Here is a 26,043-nt window from a genome sequence, read left to right on the forward strand (position 1 = left end):
TGCAAGCGCCCGACGCAAAACCGCCGCCCGGGTCTCCCCGGACGGCGGCTTCGCCTAATTCGGGTAAGAACCCCACTTATTCGGGGGTGTTCAGATACTCGCCCGCATCCTCGTCGGTCCCGGTGCCGCTGGTGACGACCTCGGCCAGGGCATCGTCGCCCGTGCCGACATCCTCCCGCGGAGTCCGCGCCTTCTCCGCCGCCCGCAGTTCCTCGGCCGAGTCCGGCGCAACCAGCACCGCCGCCATCGCCCGCTGCTGCGCGCGCAGCGCCGCGTCGCGGCTGGTCGCCGCCACGCGCAGCCGGTTCATGCCCGCGCCGGTGCCCGCCGGGATCAGGCGGCCGACGATGACATTCTCCTTCAGGCCCATCAGCGTGTCCTGCTTGCCCTGGACCGCCGCTTCCGTGAGGACGCGGGTGGTCTCCTGGAACGACGCGGCCGAGATGAACGACCGGGTCTGCAGCGACGCCTTGGTGATGCCGAGCAGGATCGGCTTGCCTTGCGCCGGCGCCTGGCCGGACACGAGCTTGGCATTGACCGCATCCATCTCGTCACGGTCGAGCTGCTCGCCCTTCAGAAGCGTGGTGTCGCCGCCATCGGTGATCTCCACCTTCTGCAGCATTTGGCGAACGATCACCTCGATGTGCTTGTCGTTGATCTTCACGCCCTGCAGACGATAGACCTCCTGGATCTCGCTAACGAGGTATTCGGCCAGCGGCTCGATGCCCATCGTCTCCAGGATGTCGTGCGGATCGGGGCTGCCGCCGATCAGGTTGTCGCCACGCTTGACATAGTCGCCTTCCTGAACGTCGATCACCTTCGACTTCGGGATCAGATACTCCACGACCTCGCCCTCGTCCGGCTGGATGCCGATCTTGCGCTTGGCCTTGTAGTCCTTGCCGAACACGACGCGGCCCGAGACCTTGGCGATGACCGCCGAATCCTTGGGCACGCGCGCCTCGAACAGCTCCGCCACGCGCGGCAGACCGCCGGTGATGTCACGCGTCTTGGCGGACTCGCGGGAGACGCGGGCGAGCACGTCGCCGGCCTGCACCTGCGCATTGTCCTCGACCGACAGCGTCGCGCCCGAAGCGAGCATATAGCGCGCCGCCTCGCTCTCCTCCTGGCCCATCAGGGTCAGGCGGGGACGCAGATCCTCCTTCGACTTGGTCGTCGGACGATACTCGATGACGACGCGCTGGGCGATGCCCGTCGCTTCGTCGGTCTGCTCGGTCAGCGTCTTGTTCTCGATCAGATCCTGGTACTTCACGATACCGGCGGTCTCGGTGATCACCGGCATGGTGAAGGGATCCCACTCCGCCATCCGGTCGCCACGCTCGACGACGTGGCCGTCGTCGAACAGGATATAGGCGCCATAGGGGATGCGGTGCGTCGACAGCTCGCGACCGTCCATGTCGGAGATGACGATCTCGCCCGACCGGCTCAGCACGACCTTGCGGCCGCGCTGGTCGGTGATGGTGCGCAGGTCACGGTACGTCGCCGTACCGTCGACCGGCGCCTCCAGGTTGGACGTCTCGTTGAGCTGTGCTGCACCACCGATGTGGAAGGTCCGCATCGTCAGCTGCGTGCCCGGCTCACCGATCGACTGCGCGGCGATGACACCCACCGCCTCGCCGATGTTGACCGGCGTGCCGCGCGCAAGGTCGCGGCCATAGCACTTGCCGCAGACGCCGATCTTGCTCTCGCAGACCAGCGGCGAGCGGATCTTCATGCCCTGCAGCCCGGTCGCCTCGATCCGCGCGACCATCGCCTCGTCGAGCAGCGTGCCCGACGGGATGATGACCTTGCTCGTCTTGGCGTCGACCACGTCCTCGGCCGTAGTGCGACCCAGGATGCGCTCGCCGAGCGACGCGATGACCGAGCCGCCCTGCACGATCGCCTTCATCTCGAGCATTCGCTCGGTGCCGCAATCCTCCTCGATGATGACGCAATCCTGCGACACGTCGACGAGGCGGCGGGTGAGGTAGCCCGAGTTGGCGGTCTTCAACGCCGTGTCCGCGAGACCCTTGCGGGCGCCGTGGGTGGAGTTGAAGTACTCCAGAACGGTCAGACCTTCCTTGAAGTTCGAGATGATCGGCGTCTCGATGATCTCGCCCGACGGCTTGGCCATCAGCCCGCGCATGCCGGCGAGCTGCTTGATCTGCGCCTGCGAGCCACGGGCACCCGAGTGCGCCATCATGTAGATCGAGTTGATGTCCTTCTCGCGGCCCTTGTTGGGACCATCTTCATAGCGGCGGACAGCCTTGATCTCGTTCATCATCGAGTTCGCCACCTGGTCGCCGCAGCGGCTCCAAGCGTCGATCACCTTGTTGTACTTCTCCTGCTGCGTGATCAGGCCGTCCTGATACTGCTGCTCGAAGTCCTTCACGAAGTCGCGGGTCTCGTCGACCAGCTTGTCCTTGTCCGGCGCGATGATCATGTCGTCCATGCCGAACGAGATGCCTGCCTTGAAGGCGTGACGGAAACCCAGTGCCATAATCGCGTCGGCGAACAGCACCGTCTCCTTCTGGCCGGTGTGACGATAGACCTCGTCGATCACGTCGCCGACGTCCTTCTTGGTGAGGAGGCGGTTGACGGTCTCGAACGGCACCTTGGACGACTTCGGCAGCGTCTCGCCCAGCAGCATGCGGCCCGGCGTCGTCTCAAAACGCTTGAGGTACTGTTTGCCGGCCTCGTCCGTCTGCGGAACGCGACTGGTGATCTTGGTGTGCAGCGTCACCGCGCCCATCTCGAGTGCCTGGTGCACCTCCGCCATGTCGCCGAGCAGCATGCCCTCGCCGGGCTCACCCTCCTTCATCATCGACAGATAATAGAGGCCCAGCACCATGTCCTGCGACGGCACGATGATCGGCTTGCCGTTGGCGGGCGAGAGGATGTTGTTGGTCGACATCATCAGCACGCGAGCTTCCAGCTGCGCCTCGAGGCTCAGCGGGACGTGGACGGCCATCTGGTCGCCGTCGAAATCCGCATTGAACGCGGAGCAGACCAGCGGATGGAGCTGGATCGCCTTGCCCTCGATCAGCACCGGCTCGAACGCCTGGATGCCAAGACGGTGGAGCGTCGGCGCGCGGTTCAGCATCACCGGATGCTCGCGGATCACCTCGTCCAGGATGTCCCAGACCTCCTTGCGCTCCTTCTCGACCCACTTCTTCGCCTGCTTGAGGGTCATGGACAGACCCTTGGCGTCGAGGCGCGCGTAGATGAACGGCTTGAACAGCTCGAGCGCCATCTTCTTGGGCAGGCCGCACTGGTGCAGCTTCAGCTCGGGGCCGGTGACGATGACCGAACGACCCGAATAGTCGACGCGCTTGCCGAGCAGATTCTGGCGGAAGCGGCCCTGCTTGCCCTTGAGCATGTCGGACAGCGACTTCAGCGGACGCTTGTTGGCACCCGTGATCGTGCGCCCGCGGCGACCATTGTCGAACAGCGCGTCCACCGCCTCCTGCAGCATGCGCTTCTCGTTACGGACGATGATGTCCGGCGCGCGCAGCTCCATCAGCCGCTTCAGGCGGTTGTTGCGGTTGATGACGCGGCGATACAGGTCGTTGAGGTCGGACGTCGCGAAACGGCCGCCGTCCAGCGGCACCAGCGGGCGCAGCTCGGGCGGGATGACCGGCACCACCTCCAGGATCATCCACTCGGGCCGGTTGCCCGAATCGATGAAGCTCTCGACGACCTTCAGCCGCTTGATGATCTTCTTGGGCTTGAGCTCGGACTTGGTGACCGCCAGCTCTTCCAGCAGCTCCTTGCGTTCGCCCTCGAGATCGAGGTTCTCGAGCATGATCCGCACCGCCTCGGCGCCGATGCCGGCCGAGAACGCGTCCTCGCCATATTCGTCCTGCGCCTCGAGCAGCTCGTCCTCGGTGAGGAGCGAATACTTCTCCAGCGGCGTCAGCCCCGGCTCGATGACGATATACGCTTCAAAGTACAGCACCCGCTCGAGCTGCTTGAGCTGCATGTCGAGCAGCAGGCCGATGCGCGACGGCAGCGACTTCAGGAACCAGATATGCGCCACCGGGGCAGCGAGCTCGATATGGCCCATCCGCTCGCGGCGGACCTTCGACACCGTGACCTCGACGCCGCACTTCTCGCAGACGATGCCCTTGTACTTCATGCGCTTGTACTTGCCGCACAGGCACTCGTAGTCTTTAATCGGACCGAAGATGCGCGCGCAGAACAGGCCGTCACGCTCGGGCTTGAACGTGCGATAGTTGATGGTCTCGGGCTTCTTGATCTCGCCGAACGACCACGAGCGAATCTTGTCGGGCGACGCGATGCCGATCTGGATCTGGTCGAACGTCTCGGCCTTGGCGACCGGATTGGCGAAGGGGGTCATGTCGTTCATGTTTTGCTCCGAAGCCTGGGGCTTAGGTAAATTTCACTTCCGTCATGCTGAACTTGTTTCAGCATCCATGCGAACCATCAGCGTCACACCCGACGTCAGCTGTCTCGCATGGACCCTGAAACAAGTTCAGGGTGACGGAGTATTCAAGGCGGCGCTGCTACTCTGCCGCGATCGCGAGACCGTCGTCGTCCTTGGCGTCCTCGATCGACTTGAGGTCGACGTTGAGGCCCAGCGACCGCATCTCCTTGACCAGCACGTTGAAGCTTTCGGGGATGCCGGCCTCGAACGTGTCGTCGCCCTTGACGATCGCCTCATAGACCTTGGTGCGCCCGACCACGTCGTCGGACTTCACCGTCAGCATCTCCTGCAGCGTATAGGCGGCGCCGTACGCCTGCAGCGCCCACACCTCCATCTCGCCGAAGCGCTGGCCGCCAAACTGCGCCTTGCCGCCGAGCGGCTGCTGGGTGACGAGCGAGTACGGCCCGATCGAACGCGCGTGGATCTTGTCGTCGACCAGATGGTGAAGCTTGAGCATGTAGATGATGCCCACCGTTACCTTGCGGTCGAACATCTCGCCGGTGCGACCGTCGAACAGGTCCGACTGACCCGAGGAGTCGAGCCCCGCCAGCGCCAGCATGTCGGTCACGTCCTTCTCGACCGCGCCGTCGAACACCGGGGTGCCCATCGGTACGCCGCCGCGCAGGTTTTCGGCCAGCTCGATGATCTCGTCCGCGGAGCGAGTGTTGATGTCCTCGAGATAATGGCCGCCATAGACCTCTTGCAGCCGCGTCTTGACCGCATCGGGCATCGCCCCCGCCTTGGCGTCTGGGTTCGCTTCACGCCACTCGTCGAGCTGCGCCGCGATCTGCTGGCCCAGGCCGCGCGCGGCCCAGCCCAGATGCGTCTCGAAGATCTGCCCGACGTTCATGCGGCTCGGCACGCCCAGCGGGTTCAAGACCAGATCGACCGGCGTCCCGTCCGCGAGGAAGGGCATGTCCTCCTGCGGCAGGATGCGGCTGATCACGCCCTTGTTGCCGTGACGGCCGGCCATCTTGTCGCCCGGCTGCAGCTTGCGCTTCACCGCGACGAAGACCTTGACCATCTTGAGCACGCCCGGCGGCAGCTCGTCGCCCCGCTCCAGCTTCTCGCGACGGTCGTGGAACTTGTCGGTGATCAGCTTGGCGGCATCGTCATACTGGACCTTGACCGCTTCCAGGTTCGCCTGGACGGCGTCGTCGGCAACGGCGAACTTCCACCACTCGTGGCGATCGACGCTGTCGAGCAGGTCCTGATCGATCTTGCTGCCCTTCTTCAGCCCCTTAGGCACCGCCGTCGCGGTCTGGTCGAGCAGCATCTCGCGCAAGCGGCTCCAGGTGGCGCGGTTGAGGATCGTGCGCTCGTCGTCCGAATCCTTCTTCAGGCGCTCGATCTCCTCGCGCTCGATCGCCATCGCGCGCTCGTCCTTGTCGATGCCGTGGCGATTGAAGACGCGCACGTCGACGATCGTCCCCGACACACCTGGCGGCAGCTTCAGCGACGTGTCGCGCACGTCCGACGCCTTCTCGCCGAAAATGGCGCGGAGCAGCTTCTCCTCCGGCGTCATCGGGCTCTCGCCCTTGGGCGTGATCTTGCCGACCAGGATATCGCCCGGCTCCACCTCCGCGCCGATATAGACGATGCCCGCCTCGTCCAGGTTGCGCAGCGCCTCCTCGCCGACATTCGGGATGTCGCGGGTGATGTCCTCCGGCCCCAGCTTGGTGTCGCGGGCCATGACCTCGAACTCGTCGATGTGGATCGACGTGAACACGTCATCCTTCACGATCCGCTCGGAGATGAGGATCGAGTCCTCATAATTGTACCCGTTCCACGGCATGAACGCGACGAGCGCGTTCCGGCCCAGCGCCAGCTCGCCGAACTCGGTCGACGGACCATCGGCGATGACGTCGCCGGCCTGCACCACGTCACCCACCTTCACCAGCGGGCGCTGGTTGATGCAGGTCGACTGGTTCGAGCGCTGGAACTTCATCAGCGTATAGATGTCGACGCCCGAGCGGCCGGCATCGACCTCGCCGGTTGCGCGCACCACGATGCGGCTGGCATCGACCTGATCGACGATGCCGGCGCGCTTGGCGGCGATAGCGGCGCCCGAGTCGCGCGCCACGGTCTCTTCCATGCCGGTGCCGACGAACGGCGCCTCGGCCTTGACCAGCGGCACCGCTTGGCGCTGCATGTTCGAGCCCATCAGCGCGCGGTTGGCGTCGTCATTCTCCAGGAAGGGGATGAGCGAGGCCGCGACCGAGACCAGCTGCTTGGGGCTGACGTCCATCAGCGTCACCGTGTCGGGCAGCGCGTTCAGGAACTCGCCCGCCTGACGCGAGGACACCAGCTCCTCGGTGAAACGACCCTCGCCGTCGAGCTCGGCGGACGCCTGCGCGATCGTGTGCTTGGCCTCCTCCATTGCCGACAGATAGACGACGTCCTGCGTCACCTTGTGATCGACGATCTTGCGGTACGGCGTCTCGATGAAGCCGTACTTGTTGACGCGGCTGAAGCTCGCTAGCGAGTTGATCAGGCCGATGTTCGGGCCTTCCGGCGTCTCGATCGGGCAGATACGGCCGTAATGCGTCGGATGAACGTCGCGGACCTCGAAGCCCGCGCGCTCACGCGTCAGACCACCCGGCCCGAGCGCCGAGACGCGACGCTTGTGCGTGACTTCGGAGAGCGGATTGGTCTGATCCATGAACTGCGACAGCTGCGACGAGCCGAAGAATTCGCGCACCGCGGCGACCGCGGGCTTGGCGTTGATCAGGTCGTTCGGCATCACCGTCGACACGTCGACGCTCGACATGCGCTCCTTGACCGCGCGCTCCATGCGCAGCAGCCCGACGCGATACTGGTTCTCCAGCAGCTCGCCCACCGAACGCACACGGCGGTTGCCGAGATTGTCGATGTCGTCGATCTCGCCCTTGCCGTCCTTCAGGCCGACCAGCGTCTTGACGACCTCCAGAATGTCCTCCGTGCGCAGCGTCGTCACGGTGTCCTCGACATCGAGGCCCAGGCGCATGTTGAGCTTGACGCGACCGACCGCCGACAGATCGTAGCGATCCGGATCGAAGAACAGGCCAGCGAACAGCGACTCCGCCGTCTCCAGCGTCGGCGGCTCGCCGGGACGCATGACGCGATAGATGTCGCTCAGCGCCTGCTCGCGCTCCTCGGCCTTGTCGGCCTTCAGCGTGTTGCGGATCCAGGGACCGGTCGAGACATGGTCGATGTCGAGCAGCTCGATGCGCTCGATCCCCGCCTTGTCCAGCTTCTCGAGGTTCTCCGGCCCGATCTCATCGCCGGCCTCGACATAGATCTCGCCCGTCGTCTCGTTGATCAGGTCATAGGCAGAATACTTGCCATAGATCTCTTCGGTCGGGATCAGCAGCTCGGACAGACCGTCCTTGGCCGACTTGTTGGCGGCGCGCGGGGAAATCTTCTGGCCCAGCCCGAACACGATCTCGCCCGACTTGGCGTCGACGATGTCGAACTGCGGCTTCACGCCACGCCAGTTCTCGGCGGCGAACGGCACGATCCAGCCGCCCTGGCCACGGACATAGGTCACGCGGTTGTAGAAATAGTTCAGGATCTGCTCGCCCGTCATCCCCAGCGCATAGAGCAGCGCGGTGACCGGCAGCTTGCGCTTGCGATCGATGCGGACGTTGACGATGTCCTTGGCGTCGAACTCGAAATCCAGCCACGAGCCGCGATACGGGATCACGCGGGCGGCAAAGAGGTACTTGCCGGACGCGTGAGTCTTGCCGCGATCATGATCGAACAGCACGCCCGGCGAGCGATGCATCTGGCTGACGATGACGCGCTCGGTGCCGTTGATGAAGAAGGTGCCGTTGCCCGTCATGAGCGGCATGTCGCCCATGTACACGTCCTGCTCCTTGATATCGATGACCGACTTGGCCTCGGTATCGGGATCGACCTCGAACGCGGTCAGGCGCAGCGTCACGCGCATGGGTGCTGCATAGGTGATGCCGCGCTGGCGGCATTCCTCGACGTCGAACTTCGGATCCTCGAGGACATAGTCGTCGAAGTCGAGATAGGCGGTGCCTGCGAAATCCTGGATCGGGAATACGCTGCGCAGCGTCTTCTCCAGCCCGGAGATGTGGCCGATCGACTTGTCGGAGCGGAGGAACTGCTCATAGCTCTCGCGCTGCACCTCGATCAGGTTCGGCATCTGCACCACTTCGTGGATGTTGCCGAACACCTTGCGGATGCGCCGCTTGGCCGTGGTGGTCCGTTCCGAACGGGCGCTGCCGCCGTCGATCGCCTTGGTCGCCATGGAAAATTTGCCCTGAGAAGAAGAGGGGGATCAGCCGAAATATACGAGCGCAGGGAGCACAGTACGCAAAAAAGCCGAGCGCAAAACTGCGTCGGCTTTCGGCGTCCTGATGACCATGGCTCCCTATGCGTACGGGGCGCTGCGCGACGGCGCCCCATGTCCCGAAAGCCTCGGTGAAACCGGGAGATAGGGAGACGGTGGGGCGGTGTCAACGCCGGCTTCTTCTCGTGAACCCAGCCCAGGCCTGGCTGACGAAGCTGTCGCCGGGCGGTGGACGCCCCTCCCGCAAGCCCCTAGAGCCGCGCATCATGGCCCGTCATCATCTTCTGGGCGCGTCGGCCCTCGCGCTCCTCGCCCATTCCGCCTCCGCGCAGGTCATCCCGGTTCCGCTCGGCAACACCAGCATCGCGCCGGAGCCTGCCCCGACGCCCGCTCCGGCGCCGAGCCCGTCGCCAACGGCCGAGCCGACGCCGACACCCACGCCGGCCGCAAGCCCGACACCCCGCGCCAGTTCCACGCCCAGGCGATCGCGGCCGATCGCCCCACCGGTCATCCAGGCCGTCCCGCCCGCCACCCCCTTCGTCGCCGCGACGCCGGAGCCGGTCCCCAGCGCCACGCCCGTTCCGACCCCCAACGCGACACCCACTCCCATCGAAACGGTGGTCCTGCCGCCGGAGCGCCGCGCGGCACCGGTGTGGCCGTGGCTGCTCGCCGGCGCGGGCCTCCTGGCGCTGCTCGCCTGGGTGCTCCGTCGGCGCCGTGCCGAGCCGATCGAGGACGACTATGTCGAATCGATCGTCGAACCGGAGCCCGTCGCCGCGCCGCTGCCAGAGCCGGAGGCGCCGACCTTCTTCAGCCGTACCGCGCCGCCACCGCCCGCGGCGCGGCGGGCGCGCCTGACGCTCGACCTGCGCCCGACCCGCGCCGGTCTCAACCTCCTCACCGCGACCGTCTCGGGTGAGGTCACCGTCGTCAACGCCGGCGACGTCGCGGCGGAGGGCATCCGCGCTGCCGTCGCCCTGCTCAGCGCCGGCGCCGAGCAGGACGAAAGCCTGGTCGCTTTCAACGACGCGCCGATCACCCGCCCGGTGACGCCCGCCTTCACCCTCCAGCCGGGTGAAGAGCGCCGCTTCCGGACCGTTGTCGCGCTCCCCCACGAGCATATCCGCTCACTGACGGTCGCCGGTCGCCCGATGTTCGTGCCGCTGGTCGCGGTGAGCCTGCGCTGGACCGACGGCGGCGGCAAGCGCGCCGCGACCCAAGCCTTCGCGGTCGGTGTCGAGCGCGTCGATTCCGCCAAGCTCGCGCCCATTTGGCTGGACGTCCCACCGCGCAATTACGACGCGGTCGGCGCCCGTGCCCAGGCGCCGCTGCAAGAGAGCTGATCGACGTCGTATGACCGCCTTGGCAAACCTGTCGAGCGCATTCCGGGGAACGGGCAGGGCGTTGCTCGACACCTATCGGTTGGGCGGTCGCGCGTTCGTCGCCGCTCCTGCGCTGGTGGTGATCGCCATCGCGCCCGAATTCGTCCAGCACGTTGTCGAGATCCGGCTGGGCATGTTCGACAGCCTTGCCGATGCCCGCGCGCTTGCCAGCGATCCGACCCGCTGGGGCTTCGGCTATGTCAAGCTTGCCGGATTCGGCCTTGCCATCCTGCTCGTCGCCCGCTTCTGGGCACTCGGCTCGGTCCGCCGTGCCGTGCTGATGCCGCCGCTCGCCATCGGCCGCCTGCTGCTCGCCCTTGCCGTTGTGTTGGGCACCGGCTTCCTGTTCGAACGGATCGCCGCGCTGACCACTTCCACCGCCTTGTGGGCGATGATCAATCTGCTGTCATGGACCCTGCAGATGGGCCTGACGGTCTGGCTCGTCGCCACGCTGGTGGAGGATCGGGCGACCACGATTCGTACCGCCTTCACCAGCCGCCTGCCGACCGCGGCGCTCCTGCTCCTGCTGCTCGCCGCCGCCTTCGCGCCCGCACAGATGCTCCACGGGCTGAACCACCGCTGGGCTTTGGGCCAGCCGGGCTGGCTGGTGTGGACGCTGATGGTCTGGGACTCGCTGGTGGTGGGACTGCTCGCATCGCTCACCGGGTCGGCGTTGTGGGTGGGGTATGGGAGCGGGGCAAGCTGGCGGGGGTGGGCGTAGCGCCGCGGCCGGCCACGCCCGGCTGACTCGCGCCGGCCCGGCCGGCGGGGCGGCAAAGCCGATCCGACGACGCGGCTTTGCCGCGGCCGGACGCCACCGTCACCTTGACCTTGAGTCCAGCTGCGTTGCGGGCAACCGACAAGGAAAAGGGCGGCCCCGTCGCAACGGAGCCGCCCCTTCTTCTGGCGTAGCCGTCACGGGAGTAAATCCCATAACGTCGAAGCTCGGCTGAGCCGAGCCCGGCCGGCCTTGCGGGAGTGCGGACTAGCTTACGCTACTCCGTCTCTCCCGTTGCGGCTCACTTGACCTCGACGGTCGCGCCGGCGGCCTCGAGCTGCGCCTTGATCTTGGCGGCCTCGTCCTTGGAGATGCCCTCCTTGACGGCCTTGGGCGCACCCTCGACCAGCGCCTTCGCCTCGGTCAGGCCGAGCGCGGTGATCGCGCGGACTTCCTTGATGACGTTGATCTTCTTGCCGCCGTCGCCGGTCAGGATCACGTCGAACTCGGTCTGCTCCTCCGCGACGGGAGCAGCGGCGCCGCCGCCGCCGGCTGCCGGCGCGGCCGCGACCGCAGCGGCGGCGGAGACGCCCCACTTCTCTTCGAGGAGCTTGGAAAGCTCGGCCGCTTCGAGGACGGTGAGCGCCGAGAGCTGGTCAACCAGCGTGTTCAGGTCTGCCATGTGTGTTTCCCTAATCTACAGAAGACCCCAGCCTGCGCTGGGGCGATGGGGTTGGTTTTACGCTGCTTCTTTTTCGGCGTAGGCCGAGAGGACGCGGGCGATCTGCGCCGCGGGTGCCTGGGTGATCGTGGCCAGCTTGGTGGCGGGCGCGACGATCAGGCCGACGATCTTCGCCCGGAGCTCGTCCAGCGAAGGAAGGGTGGCGAGCGCCTTCACGCCCTCCACGTCGAGCGCGGTTGCGCCCATCGCGCCGCCGACGATCTCGAACTTGTCGTTCGTCTTCGCGAAGTCGACCGCCACCTTGGCGGCGGCGACCGGGTCGGTCGAGGTGGCGAGCCCAACGGGGCCGGTCAGCAGGGTGCTGAGCGATCCGTAGTCGGTGCCCTCCAGCGCGATGGCCGCGAGCTTGTTCTTCGAGACCTTGTAGGTCGCGCCGGCTTCGCGCATCCGATTGCGCAGGACCGTCGATTGCGCGACGGTCATGCCGAGGTTGCGGGTGACGACCACCACGCCGACCTCGGAAAAGGTGCGGTTCAGTTCGGCGACGGCCGCGGCCTTTTGAGCACGATCCATGCCTATCTCCACTTGTGGAACGGCCGCGAGCGACCGGTCCGGTTCCTTACACCGGAGAGTGGGAACACCCCCCGGGGTGTCCAGCGACAAGGGCATGGATGCCGTGACCACGGCGGACCGGCGGCGCGGGGCGCGGCCGATCGGAAAACCAATTCCCCATCTCGGCAGGACATTAAGCTTGCCGGCGAACCGGTAAGCACCTGCTGTCTCGGACGGACCCGCACGAGCCGGAGCCTGTGCGCGGTTGCGGCGGGCCATAGCGGACCGTGCGCGCAAGTCAACGCGCTTGTGCGCAAAGGTCTGGAGCCGAGTGTCACCAAACCGTCGCGCGTCCGACACCGAACCGTCGCGCGATCGCAACGCCCGCGCCACGAATCTCCCCCACAGGCTTGGGCGAACGGCACACGACCGGGGGGAACATCATGCACAGCTTCGACAACGCAATCGCCGCATATGACGACGGCGACATCGACACCAATCGCACGAGCAATCCGCACCTGAACGATCTGGTCACGGCGCGCTACTCGCGGCGGCAGGCACTGTCCGGCGGGCTGTCCGCGATGACCGCAGCGGTGTTCGGGGGCATGCTACTCGCCGGCTGCGACGACGAGACGCCCGAGGGAACGACCGCCACCGCGAGCGCGACCGCGAATGCGACGTCCGGGCAGACGGTGACGCTGACCGGCGCGGTGACCGGCGGGACTGCCGCCAGCACCAATTGGCAGCAGCTGAGCGGGCCTGCGGTGACGATGGCCAACGCCAACAGCCTGGTGACGACCTTTGTCGCGCCCGCGGTCGCGGCGGCCACCACGCTCGGCTTCCGGCTGGAGGTGACCAGCCAGGGCGGAGTGACGACCAACACCGACACCAGCGTCACCATCGGTCCCGCGCAGCTCGGCTTCACCGCCGTGCCCAAGAGCCTGGCGGACGTCGTCTCGGTGCCCGCGGGCTATCAGGTGACGGTGCTGTACCGGCTGGGCGACCCGATCGCATCGGGCGTGTCGGCATACAGCAATACAGGCGGCGACGGCGAGTTCTCGCGCCGGGCGGGCGACCATCACGACGGCATGAGCTATTTCGGGTTGGCGGCAACCGGATCGGCCCCCGACCGGACGAGCAGCTCGCGCGGGCTGCTCGCGCTCAACCACGAGAACATCACGATCGCCTATCTCCACCCGAACGGCCCGACCGCGCTCGCGACCGGACCGCGGCCGGAGGCGGAGGCGCTGAAGGAAATCGAGGCGCACGGCGTGTCGGTAGTCGAGGTGGTGCGTTCGGGAGCGGCCTGGTCCTATGTGCAGGCGTCGGGGTTAAACCGGCGGATCACGCCCAACACGCCGATGAGCTTCTCGGGCCCGGTGCGCGGCGACGCCAATCTGCGCACCGCGTACTCGCCCGACGGCACGGCAGGGCGGGGCACGATCAACAATTGCGCGAACGGCACGATGCCGTGGAACACCTATCTGACCGCAGAGGAGAATTGGGCGGGATACTTCCGCCGCACCGCCGGCGACGCGGCGGTCCGTACGGCGACGGGTCAGGCGCGGCAGAACGCCTCGCTTACCCGCTACGGCATCGCGGAGGGCCGCGGGGGCAATTACAACTGGGCGACCGTCACGCCCGCCAACGCGAGCGACACGACGTTCCGCCGGTGGAACGCGACGGCAAGCGCAGGCGTGGCGGCGGACGGCAGCGCGGACTTCCGCAACGAGCCGTTCCAGTTCGGCTGGATCGTCGAGATCGATCCGTTCGACCCCGCCTCCACACCGCGCAAGCGCACCGCGCTGGGCCGGATGAATCACGAAGGCTGCGAAATCGGGCGCACGATCGCAGGCGTCCGCCCCGCCTTCTACATGGGCGACGATGCGCAGAACGAATACATCTACAAGTTCGTGTCGGCGACCCCCTGGTCCGCGGCGGACGCGGGCCGCGCAGACCGGCTGGCGGTAGGCGACAAGTATCTGGATGCGGGCACGCTGTACGTCGCCCGGTTCAACGCGGACGGTTCCGGTCAATGGCTGCCGCTGGTGCTGGGGCAGGGAGCGGTGAACGCCGCCAACGGCTTCACTTCGCAGGCCGACGTGCTGATCAACGCCCGGATCGCGGGCGACGTGCTCGGCGCGACGCGGATGGACCGACCGGAGTGGACCGCCGTCAATCCTGCAACCGGCGAGATGTACTGCACCCTTACCAACAACAGCTCGCGAAGCGCCGGCAACGTCGATCCGGCCAATCCGCGCGCCTACACCGACCCCAAGGTCGACGGGCGCGGGCCGGGCACGGGCAACCCCAACGGCCACGTGATCCGGCTGCGCGAAGCGGGCGACACGTCGGAGGCGACGGCGTTCACCTGGGACGTCTATGCGTTCGGCGCGGGGAGTGACCTGGATCCGGCGAGCATCAACCTGTCGGGGTTGGACGCGACCAACGACTTCTCTTCGCCCGACGGCCTGTGGTTCGGGCTGCCGAGCAACGTCACCGGGCAGGCGACCCCGGTCATGTGGCTCCAGACGGACGACGGTGCCTATACCGACGTCACCAATTGCATGATGCTGGCGTGCATCCCGGGCACGGTCGGCGACGGCGCGGGGCGCAGCGTCACCAGCACGCTGGGCGGGGTGACCTCCACCGTCACCACGCGGGTCGGCAAGACCCCCGGCGGCACCCTGCGCCGCTTCATGGTGGGGCCCAAGGAGTGCGAGATCACCGGCATCCACTCGACTCCGGACGGCCGTTCGGTGTTCGTCAACATCCAGCATCCCGGCGAGAACGGAGGACCGGCGAACATCACCAGCAGCTGGCCCGCGAACCAGGGAGGGCCGGTGGCCGCCCCCTCGCGCCCGCGCTCGTCGACGGTGGTGATCACGCGGACCGATGGCGGCATCGTCGGGTTGTAGGAGCGCCCATGCCTCCGCGGAACCGGGAGGGGACCGCCGCCCTCTCGGGCCCGGGGGTGGTGGGCAGTTGCAGGCGGCACGGCCTGGGGCTGCCCCTCCACCATGCCTGCGGCATGGTCCCGTCCGCGCCGGGGCGGGACAGATCACCCCTTACATTCCGCGCCGCGCACCCCATATCCCATCTGCTTAACGTCGCATGCGACGGATATACGAAGGCCTTTGTGCCCTCTTGTCCCTTTCTAGCCTCAGCGAAGCCGGGATGCGCCACGTCGGCGCATGCTCGTCACCCATGGGACAAGGACCAATCCTATGATCACCGGAACCGTGAAATTCTTCAACGCCGACAAGGGCTTCGGCTTCATCGCACCCGAGAGCGGGGGCGGCGACGCTTTTGTGCACATCTCGGCGGTGGAGCGCGCAGGCATGCGGACGCTCGATAAGGACCAGCGCGTGTCCTACGAGCTGGAGACCGATCGCCGCGGCAAGACCTCGGCCGTCAACCTCCAGGCCGCCTGATCTGCCTGAAGGGCGCCGCGGGTTATCCGCGGCGCCCTTTTTTTTGTCCCCTGAAGGAGCATCGCCCATGTCCCGCGCGATCAACGTCAACGCCACACCCGAGCACGTCATCGCCGCCTGCGCCAAGCGCAAGCTGCCGATCAGCGCGATCGAGGGTCTCGCATCCGGCGGCACCCGGGTGGTGATGAACAACACCGACGATACCGCTGCGGTCGCCCGGGTCTATGGGTCCAAGGTGATTTCCGGCGCGGTGACGCGGACGCCGACGCGGCTGATGCGCGGATAGGCACGCGCCCGTTTTGCCGGGGGCTGCCGCAATCGTCGTAACCTGAGTCATCTGCGGCGGTTTCCCGGCAACCATCGGCACGCGGGGCCTGTTGGAGGATCTCCTCCAAGGAAAGGTCCCGCCCATGTTCATGCGCGTCGACAAGCTCCAAGCCGATCTCCCCCAGCCCAAGAAGGCTGATCCCAATGCCGCCGCCGCGCTCCAGGAGCTGCTCGGCGGCAAGTACGGGGAGATGTCGACCCTGGGCAATTACATGTTCCAGAGCTTCAACTTCCGCTCCAAGAGCAAGCTGCGCCCCTTCTACAGCCTGGTCGCGGCGATCACCGCGGAGGAACTGGGGCACGTCGAGCTCGTCTCCGCGGGCGTCGCGATGCTCAACAACGGGCCGGACGGCGACGACACCGGGGACGGCGGCGATGTCTCCGGCGCCGAGTGGGAGGGGATGAAGGACATCCGCCTTGCCGCCTCCTTCCTGTCGGGCGCGGGCGGGGCGATGCCGGTCAACAGCAACGGCCATTCGTGGAACAACGATTTCATCACCACGACCGGCAACGTCATCATGGACCTGCTGCACAACTTCCACCTGGAATGCGGCGCGCGGCTGCACAAGCTCAGGGTCTATGAGACGCTGAGCGATCCTACGGGCCGCGAGGTCTGCGGCTATCTGCTGGTCCGCGGATCGGTGCACGCGCATTCCTACGCGCTCGCGATCGAGAAGCTGACCGGCGTCAAGCTGAAGGACATGCTGCCGACGCCCAACATCGACCTGTCGAAGATCCCGGAATCACAGAAGTATCTGGACGAGGGCTCTCACCGGCGTCTCTACACCTTCAGCCCCGACGATTATCAGGAGATGGCGGGCATCTGGAGCAACGACGAGGTCGCGTTGCCGGGCGATCCCAAGGGCAATCTGGAGGTCGTCCACGGCATGCCCGACGGCGGCAAGATCGCCGAGCTGGCGGGCGTGCCCAACGTGTTCACGCCCAACTACGCGCCCGAAGAGATGTACGAGATCGCGGCGAAGCTGACCAAGAAGCTGTAGACTCGCGCCGGTCTTGCCAATCCCCTCCTCGCTGCGCCACAACGGCGGCGCAACAGGGGAGGGGAATACATGCGTTACAGTGGGTTGCTCGCGTGCGCCGCAGTTCTGGCAATGCCGGTAAGCGGAGCGGGGGCGCAGACGCAGGCGTACATGCCGGTGCCCGTTGGCGGGGATAAGACGGCGCCGGTGCCACAGGCACCGGCCGATCCGGGCGACACGCCCGAGGAGATCGCCAAGGACGCGCAGCGCGACCTGAAGGACAGCCGCTTCTACAACAAGCCGGGTGCGACGCGCGCGCAATATGACGCCGACTGGCAGACCTGCCGCCTGATTGCGCGCGGATCGCGCACGCCGTCGGGAACGGTGCCGTTCTTCTACAACCCCGCAGTGATCTCGCCGCTCGCCGCGGGGATCGGCGGCGGCATCGGCGGGCTGATCGCAGGCGCGATCGCGCAGGGGCAGCAGCGCCGCGACAATCGCCGTCAGTGCCTGCTGATCAAGGGCTGGCGGCTGGTCGAGGTGCCCAAGGACGAGCAGGTCAAGGTGGCGGCGCTGAACGACGCCGATCGCTCGGCCTATTTCGACCGGATCGTGGGCGCGGCGAGCGTCGATGGGATCGTCACCGAGCGCACCAGCTTCGCGCTTGCGCCCGACCCGGCGTTGCCGCTCGACGCCCCTGTCGCGGGCCCGGCTAGCGTGTGGGTCGGCAAGAAGGTCGATCCCGCCGCTCCGTTCGTCCTCGCGCCCGGCGAGGCCGCGGTGGTCGTCGCGTACCGGCGGCCGGTGAAGGCCGCGGAGGGCAGGCACGGCCTGGTCCAGCTGTCGCGCTACGACGTCGGCGGCCGCGACCTGGTGTACCGGCCCAAGGACTGGAAGAAGCTGGGCGACAAGACCGTCTACGGCGTCGACGCGCGCTCGCAGGACCGCAAGGTCCCCTATGAGGTGCAGGTGATCCGCGTGACGCCGGGCGACTATGTCGTGTCGAGCACCGTGTCGGGCATGACGCTGTCGACGACGAGCTACTGCTTCGGCGCCCCCACCTTCCACATCGAGCCGGGCGAGGTCGCGTATCTGGGCGATTTCATTCCGTTCTGGAACGTGGAGCGGGCCGACGGGAGCAAGGTGTCGACGCTCGCCTGGACCTCGCGGCTGGAGGAGACGCGCGCGGCGCTCGGCGCGAAGCAGCCCGGAATGGCCGCGGCGATGAAGCCTGCGGCATATCGCAACAAGGCGACCTACGCCTGCTCGGCGATCGCGATGGACCGGTGGGACCTGCCTGGGGTGGACGAACTGCCCGAGGCCGCGCCTGCGCCCGCGCAGACGGCTGCGGCCAGCTGATACGGAAAGGGCCGGGGAGCGACCCCCGGCCCTTCTGGTTCCGGCAAGGCACGCGAGTCAATCGCGCGCCTTGATGTCGGTCGATGCTGCAGCAACGCCGGTCGGAAGTGTGCGTCCTGCCCTACCGTCGCGGGGAACAGGACGCACCTGCGGCTGGCTTACGCGCCCGCTACTTCCGCGGTATCCACCTTGATCCCCGCACCCATCGTGCTCGAGATCGCGACCTTCTTCACGTACTTGCCCTTCGCGCCCGACGGCTTGGCTTTGACCACCGCGTCGACCAGCGCATCGAAGTTGGCGCGCAGGTCTTCCGCCGGGAACGACGCCTTGCCGATGCCCGAGTGGATGATGCCCGCCTTCTCGACACGGTACTCGACCTGACCGCTCTTGGCGTCCTTGACCGCCTGAGCGACGTTCATCGTCACGGTGCCGAGCTTGGGGTTCGGCATCAGGCCCTTGGGGCCCAGCACCTTGCCCAAGCGGCCGACGATGCCCATCATGTCGGGCGTCGCGATGCAGCGGTCGAAGTCGATGGTGCCGCCCTGAATGGACTCCATCAGGTCCTCCGCGCCGACGACGTCCGCTCCGGCCTCACGCGCCTCGTCCGCCTTGGGGCCGCGCGCGAACACGCCGACGCGGACGGTTTTGCCGGTGCCTTTCGGGAGATTGACGACGCCGCGGACCATCTGGTCGGCGTGGCGGGGGTCTACGCCCAAGTTGAGCGCGACCTCGATGGTCTCGTCGAACTTCGACGTCGCGCCGGCGCGGGCGAGGGCGATCGCCTCGTCGATCCCGTGCAGCTGCTCGGGGTTGATCGTCGTCGCCTTCTGCTTCTTGCTGAGCTTTGCCATGATCTTAGCCCTTCACCTGGAGGCCCATGGCCCGTGCGCTGCCCTCGATGATCTTGATCGCGGCGTCGATGTCGTTGGCGTTCAGGTCCTTCATCTTGGCCTCCGCCACGCCCTGCAGCTGTGCGCGGGTGACCGTGCCCGCGGACGCCTTGCCCGGCTCCTTGGAACCCGACTTGAGCCCGAGCGCCTTTTTCAGCAGAAAGGTCGCGGGCGGCGACTTGGTCTCGAACGAAAACGAGCGGTCGGCATAGACCGTGATCCTGGTGGGCAGCGGCGTGCCCTTTTCCTGATCGCCGGTCTGCGCGTTGAACGCCTTGCAGAATTCCATGATGTTGACGCCGCGCTGACCCAGCGCAGGCCCGATCGGCGGCGCGGGCTTCGCCTCGCCTGCAGGGACCTGCAGGTTGATATAGCCGGTGATCTTCTTTGCCATTGTCGTCCTCTGAGTGGTGCGAACGGGCGCGAGCCCTCCCACGGTCAAGTTCCACAGCGATGTGCGTTGGAACGCGGGCGCATAGCCGAAGCGGGCGTCCGTTGCAACGCCCGCACCTGTGTCACCGCAGTGCAACACTGGCTCGGCGAAATGTCACACCATCTTGCGGCCTGACGCATCGCGGGTACGCTCCGTCCAGATCAAGTCAAAGCGGGGACATGCGGTGACCAAGACGATCCTGACCAGCCTGGCGCTCTCGGCGTCGCCCTTCGTGCTCGCGGCGTCTGCGGCGGCGCAGTCGAGCGCCACGCCGCCGGCGACGCAGGTCGGCGACCCGGCGGTCAGCGAGGGCGTGCCGACCGAGGACATCGGCGAGACGATCATCGTCACCGGCACCCGCGCCGCCAACCGCACCGTGTCCGATTCGCCGGTGCCGATCGACGTGATCTCGTCGGAGTCGCTCACCACGGGGACGGGCACGGGCGATACCAACAAGATTCTCAACCAGCTCGTCCCCTCGTTCAACTTCCCGCAGCCGTCCATCGCCGACGGATCGGACGTGATCCGCCCGGCGACGCTGCGCGGGCTGTCGCCCGATCAGACGCTGGTGCTGATCAACGGCAAGCGAAGGCACGTGTCGTCGCTGCTCAACATCAACGGCACGGTGGGCCGCGGATCGGCCGCGGTCGACCTCAACACCATCCCCGCGCTCGCGATCGAGCGGATCGAGGTGCTGCGCGACGGCGCGTCGTCGCAATACGGGTCGGACGCGATCGCGGGCGTGATCAACGTCCAGCTGAAGCGTGCGGTGAATACCGGCCGCGTCCAGTTCAGCTATGGCAAGTACATCACGCAAATGGAGGGCGTGCCCGAGTTCGCCGGGCTGCAGACCAGCGGCGGGCAGCCGTTCCTCGACCCCACCGACCCCCGATATCTGGCGGGCAATTTCGGCGGCGAGGCGAAGCGCCGCGACGGCGACACCTGGGTGATCGGCGCCAATGTCGGTATCCCGATCGGTCCGGGCTATCTGAACGTCACCGGCGAATATCGCGACCGCGATACGGTTAATCGCGCCGGATACGATCTGCGCCCCAATTACATCCGGCCCAGCTCCACGACGTTCGACCCGCGCGAGGTGAGCTTCAACCGGCTCAACTTCCAGCTCGGCGACCCCAAGACCGAGGATTACAACGTCTTCGTCAACGCGGGCATGCCGCTGGGCGAGAGCGGGTTCGAGCTCTATTCGTTCGGCAGCTACGCGCACCGCGACGGCCTGTCCGCGGCGAACTACCGGCAAGCGTCCAACGCCGCCAACCGCGATTTCGCCGCGCTGCCCGCGGGCGTCGCGCCCACCAACGCCAATTTCGTCGCGGTCTTTCCCGACGGCTTCCTGCCGTTCATCGAATCGAACTACGACGACTACGCTATAGCAGGTGGCGTGAAGGGGGAGGTCGGGCCCTGGGGCGTCGACCTCTCGGGCGTCTACGGCCACAATGAGATCGACTATCGCACGCTCAACAGCATCAACACGTCGTTCGGCGGGGCGGGGCCGCGCAACGTCGATTCGGGCGGCATCCGCTTCGGCCAGTTCACCGCCAACCTCGACATCCGGCGCGAGTTCGACGCCGGGTTCGCCAAGCCGCTGACGCTGGCGTTCGGCGCGGAATACCGCAACGAGAACTTCAAGCTGCGCCCCGGCCAGCTCGAATCCTACGCCGCCGGTCCGTTCACCGGCCGCGGCGCCGCGGTGGGGCAGCAGGGTTTTCCCGGCATCCCCGCGTCGGCCGCCACCGACAACAGCCGCAACAGCTATGCCGGCTACATCGAGCTCGACACCGACGTGTTCGACGGGTTCACCGTCACCGCGGCGGGCCGGTACGAGCATTTCTCCGACTTCGGCGACACGGTGAACGGCAAGCTCGCGCTCCGCTACGAGTTCGCGCCCGGGTTTGCGGTGCGCGGGTCGGTGTCCAACGGCTTCCGCGCACCCTCGCTGCACCAGCAGTTCTTCACCACGACCTCGACCAATTTCGTGTCGGGCGTGCCCGTCGACATCGTGACCGCGCAGGTCGGCAGTCCGGTCGCGCAGGCGCTGGGCGCGCAGCCGCTCGATCCGGAAAAGTCGGTCAACTTCTCGGGCGGCGTCACGCTCAACCCGTTCCGCGGGTTCAACATCACCGCCGATTACTTCCGCATCAAGATCACCGACCGTATCGTCCTGACCGAGAACCTCGGCTCGTCGGGCGATGCGACAACCGATGCGGCGGCGCGCGCGGCCCTCAACGCCAACGGGTTCAGCTCGGTCGGAGCGGCGCGGTTCTTCATCAACGGGCTCGACACGACGACGGAGGGCGTCGACGTCGTCGGCACCTTTCGCTTCGGCCTGGGCGGCCTGGGCAATTGGTCGCTGTCGGCGGCGTATAACTATACGGACAACCGGATCGACGAGCGGTTGAACAACCTGGGGCCGTTCGCGTCCAACCCCAACATCATTCTGTTCGGCCGGGTCGAAGGCCTGCGCTTCACGGACGGCCAGCCGCGCGACAAGGTGGTGCTGTCGGGCGAAGGCACGCTCGGCATGTTCGGCATCACCGCGCGCAGCACGCGCTACGGCCGGGTGCTGGCGCCGACCGCGCTGGCGGGGGTCGTCGGGCTGGAGACGATCGGCGCCGACGACGTCCGCCTCGACCCGCGCTGGATCACAGACCTGGAGGTGCGGGTGACGCTGGACGAGCGGATGACCTTTGCGTTCGGCGCCAACAACCTGTTCGACGTGTATCCGAACCGGTTGCCGTTCGGCCCGCGTCCGGCGTCGGTGGGAGGTGTGTATCCGCCGAACCAGATCTACATCCCGTACAGCGGATTCTCGCCGTTCGGGTTCAACGGGCGGTTCCTGTACGGCCGGGTCAGTGCAGAATTCTAGTTTGCACGCCGCACGCAGATAGCATCAGCTGTCTGCGAGCCGGCCCGGCTGGCCCGTTTCGCGCGCAGCTTTGCTGCTCGCGTGCGGGCTGCGCCTTGCATTGTTGGAAAAGCTGCCCGACCCCCGCCCCATGCCGCGCGCCTTTACCCGTTGCCAGGCGCTCCAGAACGCCGCCTTCCTCCGCGCCCTGGCCCGCACCGGCAACGCTCGCGAGGCCGCGCGCGCGATCGGCGCGCACCGCGCGACCTTTACCAAACGCCGCGCCAAGCACCCCGCCTTCGCCGCCGAATGGGACGCCGCGCTCGCGCTCGCCCAGGCTGCGCTCAACCGGGGTGGGGAGGGTGCGCCCGGACGCGTCATCCGCACCGCGAACGGTCGCCTGCAGCTCCGCCGCACGCTTCCCAGCAGCCTGACCTGCGAGCACGAACAGCGTTTCCTGGCGGCGCTCTCCGCCAGCGCCAACGTCCGGCTGTCGGCCGCTGCGGCCGGGTTCTCGCATTCCGCCTTCTACCTGCGCGCCAAGGCGAGTCCCGCCTTCGCCCGCGAGTGGCGCATGGCGCTGCAGCAGGGATATGAGGCGCTGGAGATGGCGCTGGTCGCCGGCTGGAGCGAGGATTCGCACCAGCACGACGCCTGGCGCCACAACGCGCCGCCGCCGGTGCCGCCGATGACCGTGAACCAGGCGCTGCAGCTGCTGTACCTGCACCAGAAAAAGGTGCTCAACCTCGATGAGCCGCCCCACAGCAAGCGCCGTCGCGGGGAGTCTTCGGAGGCGTACAGCTATCGCCTGGGCGCGATGCACAGAGCCCGGCAGGAGCGCGACCGCGAGGCGTTCCGCGTCGCCGAAGCGGCGCGCCTGGCACGGGGCGAAGGTCCGTATTGGAGCGACGGCGAGCAGGGCGACGCACCGCAGCTCCCCGACCTGGCGCAGGTGACCGGCTGGTCGAAAGCGGACGCGACCAAGACGCCGCACGACGACGCGCGCGCGCTGTTCGGGGGCTGGCGGATCGGGGAGGGGGCCGATAGGCTGAACGGCCCACGTATTCGCGACACGGGATCCGACCCATAAGCAATCAGCTCATCAACGAATACCGCGCGGAGCTCGACCGGCTGCGCGCCGTGTCCGGCAGCCGGCGCGAGAGCGTGCTGCGCGAGGCGTTCAAGGATCTGCTGAAACGCTGGGGCCGCGCCCGCGACCTCCAGTTCGTCGCCGAGCACGACATCGTGACGAGGCAGGCCAACCGGATCTACGTCGACGGCGCGCTGCTCCACGGCCTGCGCGTGCCGTTCGGCTATTGGGAGGCGAAGGACGAGGCCGACGACCTCCTCGCCGAGATCGAGGCGAAGTTCCGCAAGGGCTATCCCCGCGACAACATCGTCTTCACCGACGATGTGACCGCGGTGCTGTACCAGGACGGTCACGAGGTCGCCCGCGCGGGCATGCAGGCGGACAACGACAGCCTCCTGCAACTCCTCACCCGCTTCTTCGCGCACGAACGCGCGGACATCGCGGACTTCAACAAGGCGGTGAAGCAGTTCGCCACCGACCTGCCGCGCATCCTCGACGCGCTGCGCGACCGGATCGCGGAGAAGCTGGCGGCGTCCACCGCCTTTGCGGCGGCGCTCGCCGCCTTTCTCGCCCACGCGCGCGACGCGATCAATCCGGCGGTCGGCGAGGACGACGTGCGGGAGATGCTGATCCAGCATATCCTGACCGAGGACATTTTTGCGAAAGTGTTCAACGACCCCGAGTTCCACCAGAAGAACAACGTCGCCGCCGAGCTGTACAAGCTGGAGGCCACCCTGTTCGCGCGGGGCGAGAAGCAGACGCTGCTGAAGGCGCTCGATCCCTATTACAGCGGCATCGCCGCCACAGCCGCGCTGATCGGCACCCATTCGGAGAAACAGGGCTTCCTCAAGGCGCTCTACGAGGACTTCTACAAGGCGTACAACCGCAAGGCGGCGGACCGGCTGGGCGTGGTCTATACGCCGGGCGAGATCGTGCGCTTCATGATCCGATCGGCCGACTGGCTGTGCGAGAAGCATTTCGGCCGCAACCTGATCGACCGCGGCGTCGAGATCCTCGATCCGGCGACCGGCACCGGCACCTTCATCGTCGAGCTGCTGGAGCATTTCCGCGGCAACCACGACAAGCTGCGCCACAAATACAAGGAGGAGCTGCACGCCAATGAGGTGGCGATCCTGCCCTATTACGTCGCGAACCTGAACATCGAGGCGACCTATCAGGCGATCACCGGGCAGTTCGCGGAGTTCGAGAATTTGTGCTTCGTGGATACGCTCGACAACGTGGCGGCGCTGGGCATCCACTCGGGGCACCAATTCGATTTGCTCGGCAGCCTGGCCGACGAGAACATGGAGCGGATCAAGCGCCAGAACCGGCGCAAGATCAGCGTCATTATCGGCAATCCGCCGTACAACGCCAATCAGCAGAACGAGAACGACAACAACAAGAACCGGGCGTACGCGCACATAGATAAGCGCATCAAGGACACGTATATCAAGGCGAGTACGGCGCAGAAGACGAAGCTGTACGATATGTACGTCCGCTTCTTGCGATGGGCGAGCGACCGGCTGGGTGAAGACGGCATACTCGCGTTCGTGAGCAATTCCTCCTTTCTGCACAAGCCAAGTTTCGACGGGGTACGGGCGGTACTTGCACGGGAGTTCAACGAACTCTGGGCTATCGATCTAAAGGGCGATGCCCGGTCATCCGGCGAAGCCCGCCGTCGCCAGGGCGGCAACATCTTTGGCGATCAGATTAAGGTCGGCGTGGCTGTCTACATTCTCGTCAAACGGCGAGGTTCAAGAGGCTTCCAAGTGCACTATCAGGAGGTCGCGGACTATGTTGGGGCCGATGACAAATGCAGTTTCATGCACCAGCCGTTGAACGACAGGGCGTTGGCTCTTATTCGGCCCGACGGGACCCACGCGTGGCTGAAGCAGGCTCATGAGAGCACGTCGGAGATGCTCCCGGTCGCCGACAAGAAGACGAAGGCGGCAACCACGAAAGCTCAAGAGAAATCGATCTTCAAGCTGTACTCACTCGGCACGTCTACGAACCGTGACGAATGGGTCTATGACAGAGACGTCACCACGTTGTCAGCAAAGATGTGTTTGTTTATCTCGGTTTACGATCAAACTTCCTCGAAGACAGACGAATACGATACCGAGATCAAGTGGTCGAGGAACCTCAAGCGTCGCCTAGCGCAAGGCCGACGCGAAAAGTTCGATGCCACACGGGAACGGCATGCACTATATCGGCCCTTCGCTAAACGCTGGTTGTACAATTCGTCTCTTTTCATAGACGAGCCCGGCGCTGCCGAGACCATCTCTCGTGCTGGTGAGCCAAACCAGCTAATCTGTTTCACCGTTGGTGGCCGGGTTGATTTTACCGTATTTCCGTCCACCGAACTGCCCTCGCTCACGGTGCTGTCGCTAGACGCAAACCAGTGCCTCCCGCGCTACCGCTACACCAAGTCGGGTGAGCGGGTCGACAACATCACCGATTGGGCGCTGGCGCAGTTCCAGGCGCAATACGGCACCCCTCTCCCGTCGGGAGAGGGGCAAGCCGCGTCAGCGGCGCGGGGTGAGGGTGAGCGCGAGACGGCCGCTGGTCACCCTCATCCTTCCGCCGCTG

At 66.5% G+C, this 26,043-nt stretch carries 17 protein-coding genes; 10 read left to right on the forward strand and 7 right to left on the reverse strand.

Annotated features, from left to right (window positions below):
- Positions 1 to 76: 76 nt before the first annotated feature.
- The 3 genes from rpoC to VFQ64_RS12175 form a co-directional block, all read right to left on the reverse strand.
- Positions 77 to 4,366, reverse strand: coding sequence for a DNA-directed RNA polymerase subunit beta' (gene rpoC / locus VFQ64_RS12165; RefSeq protein WP_325103590.1), 4,290 nt, complete (start codon positions 4,364 to 4,366; stop codon positions 77 to 79).
- A gap of 157 nt (positions 4,367 to 4,523) precedes the next feature.
- On the reverse strand, positions 4,524 to 8,702 hold the full coding sequence (rpoB, locus tag VFQ64_RS12170; protein ID WP_325103591.1) for a DNA-directed RNA polymerase subunit beta: 4,179 nt from the start codon (positions 8,700 to 8,702) through the stop codon (positions 4,524 to 4,526).
- Positions 8,703 to 9,021: 319 nt separating this feature from the next.
- Positions 9,022 to 9,318, reverse strand: coding sequence for a hypothetical protein (locus tag VFQ64_RS12175; RefSeq protein ID WP_325103592.1), 297 nt, complete (start codon positions 9,316 to 9,318; stop codon positions 9,022 to 9,024).
- A 43-nt stretch (positions 9,319 to 9,361) separates the two neighbouring features.
- On the opposite strand from VFQ64_RS12175, the gene VFQ64_RS12180 reads away from it, so the two are divergent.
- Together VFQ64_RS12180 and VFQ64_RS12185 are read left to right on the forward strand one after the other, a co-directional pair.
- Complete coding sequence (locus VFQ64_RS12180; protein ID WP_325103593.1) at positions 9,362 to 10,087, forward strand: hypothetical protein; 726 nt, start codon at positions 9,362 to 9,364, stop codon at positions 10,085 to 10,087.
- Positions 10,088 to 10,097: 10 nt separating this feature from the next.
- Positions 10,098 to 10,847: a hypothetical protein gene (locus VFQ64_RS12185; RefSeq protein WP_325103594.1), complete on the forward strand. Its 750-nt coding sequence runs from the start codon at positions 10,098 to 10,100 to the stop codon at positions 10,845 to 10,847.
- Positions 10,848 to 11,145: 298 nt separating this feature from the next.
- On the opposite strand, the gene rplL is transcribed toward VFQ64_RS12185, so the two are convergent.
- A complete protein-coding gene (rplL, locus tag VFQ64_RS12190; protein WP_325103595.1) occupies positions 11,146 to 11,526 on the reverse strand; it encodes a 50S ribosomal protein L7/L12 in 381 nt (126 codons plus the stop codon).
- Between the two features lie 57 nt (positions 11,527 to 11,583).
- Positions 11,584 to 12,099 carry a 50S ribosomal protein L10 gene (gene rplJ, locus VFQ64_RS12195; RefSeq protein WP_325103615.1) on the reverse strand — a complete coding sequence of 172 codons (516 nt, stop codon included), beginning with the start codon at positions 12,097 to 12,099 and terminating at the stop codon, positions 11,584 to 11,586.
- A 422-nt stretch (positions 12,100 to 12,521) separates the two neighbouring features.
- On the opposite strand from rplJ, the gene VFQ64_RS12200 reads away from it, so the two are divergent.
- From VFQ64_RS12200 to VFQ64_RS12220, 5 genes are all read left to right on the forward strand, one after another.
- Complete coding sequence (locus VFQ64_RS12200) at positions 12,522 to 14,996, forward strand: PhoX family protein (protein WP_325103596.1); 2,475 nt, start codon at positions 12,522 to 12,524, stop codon at positions 14,994 to 14,996.
- A 309-nt stretch (positions 14,997 to 15,305) separates the two neighbouring features.
- Positions 15,306 to 15,512, forward strand: a complete 207-nt coding sequence (locus VFQ64_RS12205) for a cold-shock protein (RefSeq protein WP_325103597.1) — start codon at positions 15,306 to 15,308, stop codon at positions 15,510 to 15,512.
- Positions 15,513 to 15,579: 67 nt separating this feature from the next.
- Entirely contained in the window at positions 15,580 to 15,798 is a 219-nt protein-coding gene (locus VFQ64_RS12210; protein WP_325103598.1) for a hypothetical protein, read from the forward strand.
- Between the two features lie 124 nt (positions 15,799 to 15,922).
- The gene (locus VFQ64_RS12215; RefSeq protein WP_325103599.1) at positions 15,923 to 16,840 is read left to right on the forward strand and encodes a manganese catalase family protein; all 918 of its coding nucleotides are present in this window, start codon (positions 15,923 to 15,925) and stop codon (positions 16,838 to 16,840) included.
- Between the two features lie 150 nt (positions 16,841 to 16,990).
- Positions 16,991 to 18,178 carry a hypothetical protein gene (locus VFQ64_RS12220; protein WP_325103600.1) on the forward strand — a complete coding sequence of 396 codons (1,188 nt, stop codon included), beginning with the start codon at positions 16,991 to 16,993 and terminating at the stop codon, positions 18,176 to 18,178.
- 158 nt (positions 18,179 to 18,336) lie between these two features.
- Here VFQ64_RS12220 and rplA read toward each other — a convergent pair whose 3' ends face one another.
- Both rplA and rplK read right to left on the reverse strand, forming a co-directional pair.
- Positions 18,337 to 19,029, reverse strand: coding sequence for a 50S ribosomal protein L1 (gene rplA / locus VFQ64_RS12225; protein ID WP_325103601.1), 693 nt, complete (start codon positions 19,027 to 19,029; stop codon positions 18,337 to 18,339).
- Between the two features lie 4 nt (positions 19,030 to 19,033).
- On the reverse strand, positions 19,034 to 19,462 hold the full coding sequence (gene rplK / locus VFQ64_RS12230) for a 50S ribosomal protein L11 (RefSeq protein ID WP_325103602.1): 429 nt from the start codon (positions 19,460 to 19,462) through the stop codon (positions 19,034 to 19,036).
- A gap of 223 nt (positions 19,463 to 19,685) precedes the next feature.
- Between rplK and VFQ64_RS12235 the strand changes: the two genes are divergently transcribed.
- The 3 genes from VFQ64_RS12235 to VFQ64_RS12245 form a co-directional block, all read left to right on the forward strand.
- The gene (locus VFQ64_RS12235; RefSeq protein ID WP_325103603.1) at positions 19,686 to 22,385 is read left to right on the forward strand and encodes a TonB-dependent receptor; all 2,700 of its coding nucleotides are present in this window, start codon (positions 19,686 to 19,688) and stop codon (positions 22,383 to 22,385) included.
- A 130-nt stretch (positions 22,386 to 22,515) separates the two neighbouring features.
- A complete protein-coding gene (locus tag VFQ64_RS12240; protein WP_325103604.1) occupies positions 22,516 to 23,454 on the forward strand; it encodes a hypothetical protein in 939 nt (312 codons plus the stop codon).
- Between the two features lie 50 nt (positions 23,455 to 23,504).
- Positions 23,505 to 26,043, forward strand: a 2,539-nt coding sequence (locus VFQ64_RS12245; RefSeq protein WP_325103605.1) for a type ISP restriction/modification enzyme, incomplete at its 3' end; no start/stop codon positions are given.

The sequence above is a fragment of the Sphingomonas sp. genome, assembly GCF_035714405.1.
Taxonomy (GTDB): domain Bacteria; phylum Pseudomonadota; class Alphaproteobacteria; order Sphingomonadales; family Sphingomonadaceae; genus Sphingomonas.

What these genes read in the sequence shown, in the direction of transcription:
- rpoC (WP_325103590.1), bottom strand. Translation starts at nt 4,366, where the DNA reads ATGAACGACATGACCCCCTTCGCCAATCCGGTCGCCAAGGCCGAGACG.
- rpoB (WP_325103591.1), bottom strand. Translation starts at nt 8,702, where the DNA reads ATGGCGACCAAGGCGATCGACGGCGGCAGCGCCCGTTCGGAACGGACC.
- VFQ64_RS12185 (WP_325103594.1), top strand. Translation starts at nt 10,098, where the DNA reads ATGACCGCCTTGGCAAACCTGTCGAGCGCATTCCGGGGAACGGGCAGG.
- rplL (WP_325103595.1), bottom strand. Translation starts at nt 11,526, where the DNA reads ATGGCAGACCTGAACACGCTGGTTGACCAGCTCTCGGCGCTCACCGTC.
- rplJ (WP_325103615.1), bottom strand. Translation starts at nt 12,099, where the DNA reads ATGGATCGTGCTCAAAAGGCCGCGGCCGTCGCCGAACTGAACCGCACC.
- VFQ64_RS12200 (WP_325103596.1), top strand. Translation starts at nt 12,522, where the DNA reads ATGCACAGCTTCGACAACGCAATCGCCGCATATGACGACGGCGACATC.
- VFQ64_RS12205 (WP_325103597.1), top strand. Translation starts at nt 15,306, where the DNA reads ATGATCACCGGAACCGTGAAATTCTTCAACGCCGACAAGGGCTTCGGC.
- VFQ64_RS12210 (WP_325103598.1), top strand. Translation starts at nt 15,580, where the DNA reads ATGTCCCGCGCGATCAACGTCAACGCCACACCCGAGCACGTCATCGCC.
- VFQ64_RS12215 (WP_325103599.1), top strand. Translation starts at nt 15,923, where the DNA reads ATGTTCATGCGCGTCGACAAGCTCCAAGCCGATCTCCCCCAGCCCAAG.
- VFQ64_RS12220 (WP_325103600.1), top strand. Translation starts at nt 16,991, where the DNA reads ATGCCGGTGCCCGTTGGCGGGGATAAGACGGCGCCGGTGCCACAGGCA.
- rplA (WP_325103601.1), bottom strand. Translation starts at nt 19,029, where the DNA reads ATGGCAAAGCTCAGCAAGAAGCAGAAGGCGACGACGATCAACCCCGAG.
- rplK (WP_325103602.1), bottom strand. Translation starts at nt 19,462, where the DNA reads ATGGCAAAGAAGATCACCGGCTATATCAACCTGCAGGTCCCTGCAGGC.
- VFQ64_RS12240 (WP_325103604.1), top strand. Translation starts at nt 22,516, where the DNA reads ATGCCGCGCGCCTTTACCCGTTGCCAGGCGCTCCAGAACGCCGCCTTC.